The 13,247-nt window shown below is 51.8% G+C and carries 10 protein-coding genes; 3 read left to right on the forward strand and 7 right to left on the reverse strand.

Annotated elements, in window-relative coordinates:
• Position 1 precedes the first annotated feature (1 nt).
• The 7 genes from C2M24_RS13505 to lpxB all read right to left on the reverse strand — a co-directional run bounded on the left by C2M24_RS13505 (position 2) and on the right by lpxB (position 10,114).
• Positions 2-1,969, reverse strand: coding sequence for a monovalent cation:proton antiporter family protein (locus C2M24_RS13505; protein ID WP_105215519.1), 1,968 nt, complete (start codon positions 1,967-1,969; stop codon positions 2-4).
• 195 nt (positions 1,970-2,164) lie between these two features.
• The gene (locus C2M24_RS13510) at positions 2,165-2,491 is read right to left on the reverse strand and encodes a hypothetical protein (protein WP_233999556.1); all 327 of its coding nucleotides are present in this window, start codon (positions 2,489-2,491) and stop codon (positions 2,165-2,167) included.
• Positions 2,492-2,502: 11 nt separating this feature from the next.
• Positions 2,503-3,837: a tRNA lysidine(34) synthetase TilS gene (gene tilS, locus C2M24_RS13515; protein WP_158683767.1), complete on the reverse strand. Its 1,335-nt coding sequence runs from the start codon at positions 3,835-3,837 to the stop codon at positions 2,503-2,505.
• Between the two features lie 65 nt (positions 3,838-3,902).
• The gene (gene accA / locus C2M24_RS13520) at positions 3,903-4,859 is read right to left on the reverse strand and encodes an acetyl-CoA carboxylase carboxyl transferase subunit alpha (protein WP_105200518.1); all 957 of its coding nucleotides are present in this window, start codon (positions 4,857-4,859) and stop codon (positions 3,903-3,905) included.
• A gap of 16 nt (positions 4,860-4,875) precedes the next feature.
• Positions 4,876-8,367 (reverse strand): DNA polymerase III subunit alpha, encoded by a 3,492-nt coding sequence (dnaE, locus tag C2M24_RS13525; RefSeq protein WP_105215525.1) that lies wholly within the window; start codon positions 8,365-8,367, stop codon positions 4,876-4,878.
• 3 nt (positions 8,368-8,370) lie between these two features.
• The gene (gene rnhB, locus C2M24_RS13530) at positions 8,371-8,967 is read right to left on the reverse strand and encodes a ribonuclease HII (RefSeq protein WP_105215527.1); all 597 of its coding nucleotides are present in this window, start codon (positions 8,965-8,967) and stop codon (positions 8,371-8,373) included.
• On the reverse strand, positions 8,957-10,114 hold the full coding sequence (gene lpxB / locus C2M24_RS13535) for a lipid-A-disaccharide synthase (RefSeq protein WP_105200521.1): 1,158 nt from the start codon (positions 10,112-10,114) through the stop codon (positions 8,957-8,959). The genes rnhB and lpxB overlap by 11 nt, the downstream gene beginning before the upstream one ends.
• 284 nt (positions 10,115-10,398) lie before the next feature.
• Between lpxB and C2M24_RS13540 the strand changes: the two genes are divergently transcribed.
• From C2M24_RS13540 to cydX, 3 genes are read left to right on the forward strand one after another with little or no spacing between them, the layout of a single operon-like run.
• On the forward strand, positions 10,399-11,973 hold the full coding sequence (locus C2M24_RS13540; RefSeq protein WP_105215529.1) for a cytochrome ubiquinol oxidase subunit I: 1,575 nt from the start codon (positions 10,399-10,401) through the stop codon (positions 11,971-11,973).
• Positions 11,970-13,109 (forward strand): cytochrome d ubiquinol oxidase subunit II, encoded by a 1,140-nt coding sequence (cydB, locus tag C2M24_RS13545; protein WP_105215531.1) that lies wholly within the window; start codon positions 11,970-11,972, stop codon positions 13,107-13,109. Before C2M24_RS13540 ends, cydB begins: the two co-directional genes overlap by 4 nt.
• Before the next feature lie 9 nt (positions 13,110-13,118).
• Positions 13,119-13,244: a cytochrome bd-I oxidase subunit CydX gene (cydX, locus tag C2M24_RS13550; protein ID WP_105190793.1), complete on the forward strand. Its 126-nt coding sequence runs from the start codon at positions 13,119-13,121 to the stop codon at positions 13,242-13,244.
• The last annotated feature ends 3 nt before the right edge of the window (positions 13,245-13,247 follow it).

A 13,247-nucleotide genomic window follows, 5' to 3' on the forward strand; every position in this document is an offset into this window, starting at 1 on the left:
ATTAAGTATCGCTGCCATTGAGTAAGTAACGCTCGGCACGCTCCACCCGGCGCGGCTTGCCCTTAAGCACCAGCACATCCTGACCTTGCAATACAGTATCGGCGCAAGGGTCGTCAATTTCCTCACCATGGCGGCGCATAGCCGCCAGACTAACGCGGCGCAGACCCAGATTTAATTCGGCAATGGTTTTACCCACAGCATAGGCGTTATCCCCTAAGGCCATCACATGCAGATACTCTAAACGGTCGCTGTGAAGCTCTCTGTGTGGGGCCTCATCGCTAATATAAAAGCTATGCAATAGGGAATAACGATTTTCCCGCTCCTGACTCACACGCCGTAGGATCCGCTTCATGGGTACGCCACTCATGAATAAAACATGGGAAGAGAGCATCAGGCTCGCCTCGAGCGACTCGGGCACCACCTCGGACACGCCGCATTCTTTAAGCTCTTCAAGGTGCGCATCATCCGGCATGCGCGCTAAAATTTTAACCTCAGGAGCCACCTCTTTAATCACTTCGGTCACTAATTTGACCTTAGCCAGATCGGTGAAGGTGATCACCACCAAGCGCGCTTGAGCGGCGCCAGCACGCTGCAAAATCCCCTTTTGTGTGACATCGCCGAACATCAAGGGATAATTGGCCAAACGCCCTTGCTGCACCAGATAGGGGTCTAAGTCTATGGCCACAAAGGGCAGCGCTTCGGCACGTAAAAAACGGCTGATATTTTGACCAACACGACCATAACCGCAAATGATCACATGTTCGCTCTGGCGCTCATCGACACAATTGATCTGATCCGGCTCGCTTGAAGTTGCAAAGAGACGGTGCACCCAGCGCGGCGCGCAGTCGATCAGATAAGGGGTGATAGCCATAGACAACACGCCCACAGCAATAAGCAAGGACGCTAACTCGGTAGCCAAAATACCATGGGTTTTCGCCAAGGCCACCAGCACAAAGCCAAATTCACCCATTTGACAAAGCATGATGGCGGCACTGAAGGCATCGGTTTTACGCTCCCCCAAAAGCTGGGCTATCAGCGCTAGAATCACCCATTTTAGCAACATCATGGCCACCAGCACCGCAAGCACTATATGCAGATTAGAGAACACATAAAGCAGGCTCAGCTGCATGCCCACGGTAACAAAAAACAAGCCCATCAGAATGTCGCGAAATGGGCGTATATCGCTTTCCAGTTGATGCCGGTATTGGCTCTCACCAAGCATCATACCGGCCAAAAAGGCTCCCAGGGCCATCGACAGACCAAACCAATAGGTCAATCCACCGGCGAACAGGGTTACCAGCAAGGTGGTGAGTACAAAAAGCTCTTCATTGCGCATCCGCGCCACTTCATTAAAGATAAGCGGCAACAGCCACTTGCCTATGGCCCACAGCAAGGCGCAAACCAAGGCGCCCTTGCCGAGCGCAAAGGCCAGGCTATAAAGTAACGATTGCTCCGTGTCGTTTGCCAGTAAAGGAATGGCGATCAGCAAGGGCACCACGGCCAGGTCCTGAAATAACAAGACACCCACCGCCAGCTGGCCGCGACGCTTTTGCAACTGGCCGCTATCTTTAAGGCATTTCACCACCACGGCGGTAGACGACAATGCTACCAGGGTCGCCACCGCAAAAGCACTTAGGGTGTCGAAAGAAAATAACCACAGGCAGAAAAAGAAAACGCTCGAGGTCACCAGCACTTGCAATAAACCAACGCCAAATACGATATTGCGCATCGCCAACAAGCGGGGAAAAGAGAACTCCAGGCCCAGACTAAAGAGCAGAAATACGATGCCGAGCTCGGCAATGCCATGCATCTGAGAGCCGCTGGCAAGCCAGTCGAAACCGTGGGGACCGGCCATAACTCCGGTGACCAGATAGGCGAGTATCACCGGCAGACCCAGGCGTTTAAACAGCCATACCAGCACCACAGCGCTGACTAACAAGCCAATAACTTCGATAAACAGCTGCTGCATGGCGCTCCTGTAACGTCAACACCCGACCAACCAATGACCCTTCACTAACTATAGCAAGGCGTTGTTTTATGGCTAGTTTGAATTACAGGCACAGTTCTAGCATGGAAATGCTAGACGAAGTTAATATTCACAGCGGTACATATTGAGCGCGCCGATAAGGCCTTAACAGGCCAAATTCAGTGCTCGCAACACCTATCACGGCGCCCCGGGTTTATCTGCCGTGCCATTGACGAGCTTAAGCGCCCATAACGACAACCAAAAACCACAAAAGAACGCCAAAATAAGCTGAAACAGGGAAATAAAGTTTGGTAACTCGGCGAAGATCACGGCCAGCAAGGGCACCAACAAGCCAAGAATAAAATAGATGCCACCCTTACCCAGCCAATAAGCGAGTAACAAAACACCGCAACCGACGCCAGCAATAAGCGCAATCACCAATACAGACCACATTGGCCCATAAACACCGACCACCACAGCCAGCAAAATCAAGGTAACCAGCGTAGCCAAGGGTGCTTTTTGCACCAAAGATAAACCTACATGAGGGGGCTTTGGGGAAGAGTTGGTTTCAATTGCCATTGCAATCCTTGTTGTGCCAAAAAGTCGTAATTATAAAAGTAACCCACCACGGCCACTAGGGTATCGCCATAAAAAATAAGCGGGATACGTTGGCGCTCCCAGGGCGGTACCTTGAGCTCTTTGAGCCAGTGACTTAGTTTATTGCCATAGGGTTTGTGCTGTGGACGAATACGGGCATTAAGCACACCAAAGCGCACCCAGACCTGCTCATCGGCATTTGGCGCTCTGACTCCCAGCCCCGGCTCACAGGTTAAAACACGTGCATCTTTCAGGATATGGGCGCCCGGGCAACTTAGTTGCTGTGCCAATAATTCGACTTGGTTTTCAACCAAGTACAGCTGCTCATTAAAGCGACGCACACTCACCTCAGCGCCACTATGAGTGCGCAGCGATAAACTCGGCTGACTATCAATACGGGCACTTAACAGCTGCTCGCACAGGCTTTGCAGCTGCAATTGCGAAGGCATGGCCACATCATGGCTTTGCAGCCAGTAGCGCAACACATTATTGGCACGAGCCGCGCCTAAGGCCATTAATGGCGCCAGGCTTAGCTGCTGCGGATTAACAGCCAACTGAGTTAAGTCTTGGGCGGCAATCTCATCAAGCAGGCGCTGCTGCTGTTGCAGTAACTCAGTGGTTTGCGCCACCTTAGCGCTAAAGCCGGGGAAACGTTTGTTAAGTAGCGGCAAGACCTGGTTACGCACAAAGTTACGGTCGAAGCGGCTGTCATCATTGGACTCGTCGTGAATATGCTCAAGGCCATGACTTTCGACATAGTGCTGCAATTGCTTGCGACTAATACCCAATAAGGGTCTAAGTAGAGGACGTTGTTGCCAGTAGCTTAGCGCCTGCATGCCGCCAAGCCCCTTGAGACCGGCGCCTCGCTTCAAGCGCAAGAAGAAGGTTTCTACCTGGTCGTCACTATGCTGACCCAAAAGCAGCGCATAGCCTGCAGGCAAGGCCATATCCATGGCTCGATAACGAGCCTGACGCGCCTTGGCTTCAATGCCCAGCCTGGTTTTATCCGACAGGGTAACCCGCTCGTTATAAAAGCCAATACCACGCATCCGACATTGCTCGGCACTAAAGGCCAGCCAATGATCGGCGTTAGCACTTAAACCATGATGGATATGAATGGCACACAAGGGCATGCCCTTGTCCTTGGCATAACGCTGGGCAAGCTCAAGCAACACCATGGAGTCGAGGCCGCCGCTCAGAGCAACCGCCAAGCCTTGGCAGTCGGGCAGCTCATTAAGGAGGTGTGCTAATTGTGTGGCAAAGCGTGTATACATAAGGCTGGCCATTAGGCGGTATTAGACTGGCATTAAAAAAGGCCGACTGAGCGGCCTTTTTTTGCTTAACAGTAACCGAAGCTCATTAAGCGTTTGTAGCGCAAGTCCAGCATTTCTTCAACGCTGTTTTGACGCAGGTCGGCCAGGTCACGCTTAAGCTGTGCCTTCAGGCTCTTGGCCATGGCATCGTAGTTGCGGTGCGCGCCGCCTAACGGCTCTTCGATAATGTTGTTGATCAAATCCAACTCTTTAACGCGCTGCGCGGTTACACCCATGGCTTCAGCAGCCAATGGTGCTTTCTCAGCACTCTTCCATAGGATTGATGCACAACCTTCAGGAGAAATAACCGAATAAGTGCTGTATTGCAGCATGTTAACGCGGTCACCCACACCAATGGCAAGGGCACCACCTGAACCACCTTCACCGATCACGGTACAGATGGTTGGTACTTTCAACGCTGCCATTACTTTTAGGTTACGGGCGATGGCTTCACTTTGGCCACGCTCTTCCGCGCCTACACCTGGGTAGGCACCCGGAGTGTCGATAAAGGTGAAAATTGGCATTTTAAAACGCTCGGCCATTTCCATCAGGCGCAAGGCCTTACGGTAACCTTCCGGCTTTGGCATACCAAAGTTACGTTTGATCTTTTCAGCTGTGTCACGGCCTTTTTGCTGACCGATAACCATAACCGGCTCACCATCTAAACGCGCTACACCACCAAGAATGGCCGGATCGTTTGCAAATGCACGATCGCCCGCGAGTTCGTCGAACTCGGTAAAAATACGCTCGATGTAATCACGTGTGTAAGGACGCAGGGGGTGACGAGCCAGTTGCGAGACCTGCCAGGCACCTAGTTCAGAAAAGATTTTATTAGTTAGTTCAACACTTTTCTCTTTTAGGCGACCGACTTCTTCTTCCAGCCCTAAATCCAGCTCGCCCGCTCGACTGACGTGACGTAGCTCTTCAATCTTCGCTTCCAATTCGGCAATTGGCAGTTCGAAATCCAAATAATTGAGACTCATGCGCTCATTAACCCATTTAATTAAATTCTAATTCTATATTTTGTGCCGCCATCAGGGATAACTTATGAATTAAGTCATCCGCAGGCGTCACACACCATTGTGTTCCTAGTTCCAGCTCAGCCAAGGCATCTGGTCGCCGGTACAGTATTTTTACCGGACAGGTGCCAAACTTATACGGTTCCAGCACTTTTTCCAACTTTTCGAAGAAGTTGTCGTCAACTTGTGCCATATCCACCGTCATTTTCATCGCTTTAATGCGTTTTTCACGGGCCTCGGCGAGGGTACAGACGTCTCGGGCGGTCATTGTAATGCCGCCAGAGAAGTTATCAAAGCTGACCTGTCCAGTTATCACCAAGATATTGTTGATTTGCAGCAATTCTTGGAACATTTCAAACTGTTCTGGGAATAAGCGTACATCAAGACGGGCACTCTTGTCATCTAAGGTGATTAATCCCCAGCGTTTATTCTTCTTATTTATCAAAGTTCGGGCGCTGATCACCAAGCCCGCCGCCGTGGTTTGCACATCTCGCTCGGTCGGCGTCAGATCGACGAGTTTACCGCTAGTATAGTGCTTAAGTTCGCCACGATACTGATTTATTGGGTGCCCGGTTAAGAATAATCCCAGTGTTTCACGCTCACCGTCAAGCCATTGATTATCGGTAAAGTATGGCACTCGTTTAAAGGCTTGTTCAACCTCTTCCGGCTCAGTGGCAAGCAGGCCAAAGAGGTCGCCCTGACCGAGCTGCTCAGCCTTATTGTGCTGCTCGGCGGATTTAATCGCCTCGGGCAATGAAGCCATCAAGATGGCGCGACCACCCTGCACAGGATCCGGTCCCAGCTTATCCATGGCACCGGCCATAATCAGCTTTTCGATAACCCGCTTATTAAGGCGCTTTAAATCAACTCGGGCACAGAAGTCGAACAGATCCTTAAACGGCCCTTCCTGCTCACGGGCGCTCAAAATCGCTTCTACCGGGCCTTCACCCACACCTTTGATGGCACCTATGCCGTAGACAATCTCGCCTTGCTTGTTCACGGTAAACTTATACAGGCCGGCGTTCACATCCGGTGGCAACAAGGTGAGCTTCATGTTTTCACATTCGTCCACCAGGGTAACGATTTTATCCGTGTTATCCATATCCGCCGACATTACCGCAGCCATAAATTCGGACGGATAATGGGTTTTCATCCACAGGGTCTGATACGACACCAGGGCATACGCGGCGGAGTGTGATTTGTTAAAACCATAACCGGCGAATTTCTCTACCAAGTCGAAGATTTTCATCGCCAGTTCGCCGTCAACGCCATTTTGTATCGCCCCTTCTTCGAAGGTCGAGCGCTGCTTGGCCATTTCTTCCGGCTTCTTCTTACCCATGGCTCGACGTAATAAGTCGGCGCCACCGAGCGAGTACCCGGCGAGAACCTGGGCGATTTGCATAACCTGCTCCTGATACAGGATTACGCCATAGGTCGGCTCCAAAATGGGTTGCAAGCTGGTGTGCTGGTACTGGGCATCCGGGTAAGAGATTTCCTCGTTACCATGCTTACGGTCGATAAAGTTATCTACCATGCCCGATTGCAGTGGCCCCGGACGGAACAGGGCCACTAGGGCTATCATATCTTCGAAGCAGTCCGGCTTAAGACGGCGAATCAGGTCTTTCATACCGCGGGATTCGAGCTGGAACACCGCCGTGGTCTCGGCGCGCAGCAAGAGCTCGATACTGGGTCTGTCATCCAGCGGAATGGCATTGATATCCACCGGCGCTTTGCCTTCGCGGGCAAGGCGCTCGTTGGTCATATCCAGGGCCCACTGCAAAATAGTCAGTGTACGCAGACCCAGGAAGTCGAATTTAACCAGACCGGCGGTTTCTACATCGTTCTTATCGAACTGGGTAACCGGGAACTTGCCCTCTTCATCGCAGTACAGGGCGGCAAAATCTGTGATGGTAGTCGGTGAGATTACAACCCCACCGGCGTGTTTACCGGCATTACGAGTACAGCCCTCGAGAATACGGCACATGTCTATCAGGTCGCGTACTTCTTCGTCACCATCATAGGCTTCGGGTAAACGCGGTTCGATTTCAAATGCTTTGGCCAGGGTCATTCCCGGATCGCCTGGGATCAGCTTGGAAATTCGGTCGACGAAACCATAAGGGTGACCCAGCACCCGGCCCACGTCACGAATAACCGCCTTGGCCGCCATGGTACCAAAGGTGATAATCTGGGATACCGCATCGCGGCCATACAACTTGGCTACGTGGTCTATTACCTCATCGCGGCGGTCCATACAGAAGTCGACGTCGAAGTCGGGCATGGAGACCCGCTCTGGGTTTAGAAATCGCTCGAATAGCAGGTCAAACTGCAACGGATCCAGGTCGGTGATCTTCAGGGCATAGGCCACAAGTGAACCTGCACCCGAGCCCCGCCCCGGGCCCACAGGAATATTGTTATCCTTGGACCACTGGATGAACTCCATTACGATCAAGAAGTAACCCGGGAATCCCATTTGGTTGATTACATCGAGCTCGATTTGCAAACGCTCGTCGTATTCACCGCGGCGCTCGGCACGCACCTGCTCGTCAGGGAATAAAAACTGTAAACGCTCTTCAAGGCCATCGCGGGATACCTTAACCAGGAAGTCCTCAATTTTCAGCGAACCCGTGGGGTAATCCGGCAAGAAATAGGTGCCCAGTTGCACGGTGACGTTACAGCGCTTGGCAATTTCCACCGTGTTTTGCAGCGCCTCGGGAATATCGCTAAACAGCTCGGTCATTTGTTCGGGCGTTTTTAGATATTGCTCCTGCGAGAAGCGCTTAGGTCTGCGCTTATCTTCTAGGGTGTAACCATCATGGATAGCCACACGAATTTCATGGGGCTCAAAGTCATCCGGTTTTAAGAAGACCACTTCGTTGGTGGCCACCACCGGCAACTGATGCGCATAGGCGTGCTCAACCGCCAGGTGTAAATAGGTTTCTTCGTCGGCGCGGGAGGTGCGGATCAGCTCTAAATAATAATCACCGGGAAAATGGGTGCGATAAAACTGGCTGATCTCTTCGATAATACCGGCGTTGCCCTTAAGCAGTGCCTTACCCAAGTCACCGTCTTTACCACCGCTGATAATGATCAGGCCTTCGCCATGCTCCGCCAGCCAGTCTCTGTCGACCATGGCACGGTGCATCACATGACCACGCAAATAGGCCTTGGAAATTAGCAAGGTGAGATTTTTATAACCCTGATTGTTTTTCGCCAGCAGTAATAAACGACAAGGCTCGTCGGGAAATTCAGGGGTGTTGAGCCAGATATCGGCACCTACTATGGGCTTAATGCCGGCGCCATGGGCAGCACCATAAAAACGCACCAGGCCGCAGAGGTTCATTTGATCGGTAATAGCCAGGGCACTGAGTTGCAACTCCTGCGCCTTAGCGACTATGGGCTTGGTTTTAGCTAGGCCATCGACCATGGAAAAGTCACTGTGAACCCGTAAATGAACGAACTGAGGTGCTGCCATTGCTTATTGTCCTCGCTCGGCCAGTACCCTTTGTACGGGCTTAAAACTTTTTCTGTGCTGCTCAAGGGCACCATGCTCGGCCAAGGCTTCAAAATGCGCCTTGGTTGGATAACCTTTATGCCCGGCAAAACCATATTGAGGATACTGGGCATCAAGCTCGATCATTTCCTGATCGCGCGCCACCTTGGCCAAAATGGATGCGGCACTGATCTCTGCCACCAGCGCATCCCCTTTCACCACGGCCTGCGCCGCCATATCGAGCGCTGGCAAACGGTTGCCATCGACAAACACAAAATCTGGGGTAATATCCAAACCGGCTACGGCGCGGCTCATGGCCAGCATGGTGGCGTGGAGAATATTGAGCTCGTCAATCTCGTCCACCGTGGCGCGGGCAATACAGTAACTCAGGGCTTTTTCTTTGATTTCTTCGCTCAGTGCCTGGCGCTTTTTATCGCTTAGCTTTTTCGAGTCGGTCAGACCGGCAATAGGCTTATTGGGGTCGAGGATCACCGCGGCGGTGACCACATCGCCCACTAAGGGTCCGCGCCCTACTTCATCGACACCGGCAATATATTGTACGTCTGGGCGATTAATTTGCATCGATAAGCTCCAATACGGCTTTGGCCGCCTGACGGCTGGCATCACAACGAATATTCTGATGGATTTCTGTAAAACGGGCAATTAGCGCACTGTTGTCACCGTACAGGCGCGGCTCCAGCGCCTCGCACAGGGCGTCGACATTGCATTCATGCTGCAAATACTCGGGCACCAATTCTTCATCGGCCAATAGATTCGGCAGCGAGAAATACTTGATGGTAAAGGTAAAGACGTTTTGCACCATCCAGTAGGTCATGGGTTTAAGCTTGTACCCCACCACCATGGGCTTTTTATACAACATGCCTTCCAATGAGGCGGTCCCGGAGGCCAGCAAAATGGCGTCGCTGGCCTGCATGGCTAAGCTGGACTGACCGTCAAGCAGGATGGCCTTAAGCTTTGGCGCATGCTCCTGTTGCAGTGCTAAAAACTGCTCCTTACGCGCTTCATTAACCAAAGGCACCACCACCTTTAAGTCCGGATTTTGCTGTTGCAAACGCTCAGCGGTTTGCGCATAGGTAGGGGTTAGCAAGCCAACCTCGGAGCCTCGGCTGCCGGGTAGCAAAGCAAGCACCTTATCCTCAGGGGATAAACCTAATTGCTCCCGCGCCTGGGTATTATCCTGTTCAACGGCAATATCATCGGCCAGGGTGTGACCGACAAAGGTGCAGGGCACCTGATGCTCATCGTAAAATGCTTTTTCAAAGGGTAACAGGGACAACACCAGGTTAGTGGCTTTGGCGATTTTATGAATACGTTTTTGTCGCCATGCCCACACCGAAGGGCTGACATAATGCACAGTCGTGATGCCCGCTTCTTTAAGCGGCAGTTCAACACGCAGATTAAAATCCGGCGCATCGATACCGACAAACACATCCGGCGGGTTAGCGATAAAATGCTGCACCAGTTCTTTGCGAATACGCAGCAGGCGAGGCAAACGCGAGAGCACCTCAACCAAGCCCATCACAGACAACTCTTCCATATCAAACAGGCTGTCACAGCCTAGCGCCTGCATACGCGGGCCACCGATGCCGACAAACTCTGCATCCGGGTGAGATTTCAAGATCGCTTTCATCAGGCCTTCGCCGAGAATGTCGCCTGACATTTCTCCGGCAACAATACCGATACGTAGAGGTTTAGCTGCTGCGCTCATCTAAAGGGGGTTTCCCATATACCACTGTTATTATTAACAGCCTAGTCTACCCTGTTTAGGGTGTGCTTAAAACCTTAGCGGAGCACAAATCCACGGCGCTGAAAAATAGCCGATTTTTTCATCCCTTGGCACAGAGCGCAAGCCGGCTGTTTTTTCATCGCAATGAATTTTTTTATAAATTAGCAACTGCTAATGTGTGGTTGACTGTTAACCAATAAGTACGGATACTATGCAAACTTTCAGTTATTACTGAAAGTTCAAACAGCTTACATTAGGGGTAAACCATGATAGATGAATCCTTTGTAGACATATCCCGTCTGCAATTTGCAATAACGGCCTTCTATCACTTTTTATTCGTGCCACTGACGTTAGGGATGACATGGATTTTGGTGATAATGGAATCCGTCTATGTGATGACAGGGCGAGAAATATATCGTGATATGACCAAGTTTTGGGGCAAGTTATTCGGTATTAACTTTGCGCTTGGAGTCGCCACCGGACTGACCATGGAGTTCGAGTTCGGTACCAACTGGTCCTACTATTCGCATTATGTCGGCGACATCTTCGGCGCGCCGCTCGCTATCGAAGGCCTGATGGCTTTCTTCCTTGAGTCCACCTTCGTCGGCATGTTCTTCCTCGGCTGGGACCGTCTGACCAAGGTGCAACACCTGGGTGTTACCTTTCTCATGGCCATAGGCACCAACCTCTCGGCGCTGTGGATCCTTATCGCCAACGGCTGGATGCAAAACCCAGTGGGCTCAGAATTTAATTACCAAACCATGCGCATGGAAATGCAAAGCTTTGCCGAGCTGGTCTTCAACCCGGTTGCCCAGGTGAAGTTTATTCATACCGTGTCCGCCGGTTATGTCGCCGCGTCCATGTTTGTGCTTGGGATCAGCGCCTATTACCTGCTTAAAGGGCGCGACGTGGCCTTTGCCAAACGCTCGTTTTCGGTGGCCTGTAGCTTTGGTTTAGCCTCGGTGCTCTGTGTCATCTTGCTCGGCGATGAGTCCGGTTATGAGGTTGGCGAGGTGCAAAAGGTTAAACTCGCCGCCATTGAAGCGGAATGGGAAACCGAGCCCGCCCCCGCCGCCTTTACCCTGTTCGGCATTCCCGACTCAGAAGCACAGGAAACCCATGCCGCGGTTAAAATCCCCTATGTGATGGGCATTATCGCCACCCGCTCCCTTGATGAAGAGGTCACTGGTATCAAGGAGTTACAGCAGCAGCACGAGGTGCGGATCCGCAGCGGCATGATTGCCTATCGCTATCTGGAAAAGTTGCGCAATGGTGATACCCGCCCCGAGATCATTGCCGAATTTGACAAGTACAAGGCCGATCTCGGCTATGGCTTGTTGCTTAAGCGCTATCGCGATGATGTCTATAACGCCAGTGAAGAAGAAATCGCTATGGCGGTGAAGGACTCGATCCCTGCCGTCGGTCCGCTGTTCTGGACCTTCCGCGTTATGGTGGCCTGTGGGATGATCATGCTGTTTATCTTCGCCGCCTCTTTCTATTACAACGCCAAGCGGGTGATTGAGAAAAAACGCTGGCTGCTTAAGGCCGCCTTATTTGCCATTCCCCTGCCCTGGATAGCCATAGAAACAGGTTGGTTTGTGGCCGAGTTCGGTCGCCAACCCTGGGCAATTTCCGAAGTGCTGCCCACCTTTATGGCCACCTCCAGCCTGACCTTTAATGATGTGCTGATCTCCCTGACCGGCTTTATTATCTTCTACACCATACTCGCCATTATCGAGGTGTGGTTGATGCTGCACTTTATTAAACAGGGTCCCAGCTCGCTGCACACCGGCAAGTATTATTTTGAACGCCAGGCCGCCCTTAAGGAGACTCAGGTATGATTTTCGATTACGAAACCCTAAAACTGATCTGGTGGCTGTTAATTGGTGCCCTGCTTATCGGCTTTGCCATCACCGATGGTATGGACATGGGCGCCGCCGTCTTGCTGCCCTTTGTCGCCAAAAAAGATGTCGAGCGCCGTGTGGTAATTAACACCGTCGGCGCACACTGGGACGGCAACCAAGTCTGGCTGATCACCGCCGGTGGCGCCTTATTTGCAGCCTGGCCAATGGTGTATGCAGCGGCTTTTTCCGGCTTTTACTTCGCCATGATGCTGGTGCTGTTTGCGCTGTTTTTCCGCCCCTTGGCCTTTGACTATCGCTCCAAGCTGGATAACCCGACTTGGCGCAACCGTTGGGACTGGGCACTCTTTGCCGGCAGCTTTATTCCGGCACTCATTTTTGGTGTCGCCTTTGGCAACCTGATCCAAGGGGTGCCCTTGCATATAGATAATCTTATGCGGGTCAGCTATTTGGGCTCTTTCTTTGCTCTTCTCAACCCCTTCGCCCTGCTTTGTGGCCTTATTAGCGTCACCATGTTGGTCGCCCATGGCGGTCTTTGGTTGCAACTGCGCACCGTAGATCCGGTCGCCTCACGCGCCGCTAAATTGGGTCGCCTGGCATTGATCTTAGCTCTGGTGGGCTTTGCCATTGCCGGAGTCTGGTTAACGCAAATCGAGGGCATGCAAATTATCACCATGGCCGAGCCCGGTAGTCATGCCGATCCCTTAGCCAAAACTGTGAAAACAGGCACCGGATTATGGCTCGATGGCTACCAGCAGCGGCCGTGGAGTATGGCCTTCCCGGTACTGGCTTATGTGGCTGGCGTATTGGCTCTGCTTTGCTCTTGGCGTAACAAGGCGGGACTGGGCTTTATCCTCACCAGCTTAATGCTGGTTGGCATTATTATGACTTTTGGCGCCAGCCTCTTCCCCTTCATCATGCCTTCAAGCCATGATGCCAATATGAGTCTGACCATTTGGGATGCGGTTTCCAGCCATATGACCCTTAACATCATGTTTATCGTGGTGGCACTGCTGCTGCCCATAGTCCTGAGTTACACCACTTGGTGTTATGTGAAGATGTGGCGTCGAGTCAGTCATGAAGAAATCGAAAACAACTCTCACGGCAGTTATTAAGGAGGCATTATGTGGTATTTCGCTTGGATATTAGGGGTACTCTTTGCCGTTGCTTTCGGCGTAATTAATGTGATGTGGTATGAAATGCAACAGCACACCGACAGTATTGCAGACGACGAGCAGGAGCACTTCTAAGCT

The organism is Pseudoalteromonas sp. T1lg22 (assembly GCF_002964645.1).
Lineage (GTDB): Bacteria > Pseudomonadota > Gammaproteobacteria > Enterobacterales > Alteromonadaceae > Pseudoalteromonas.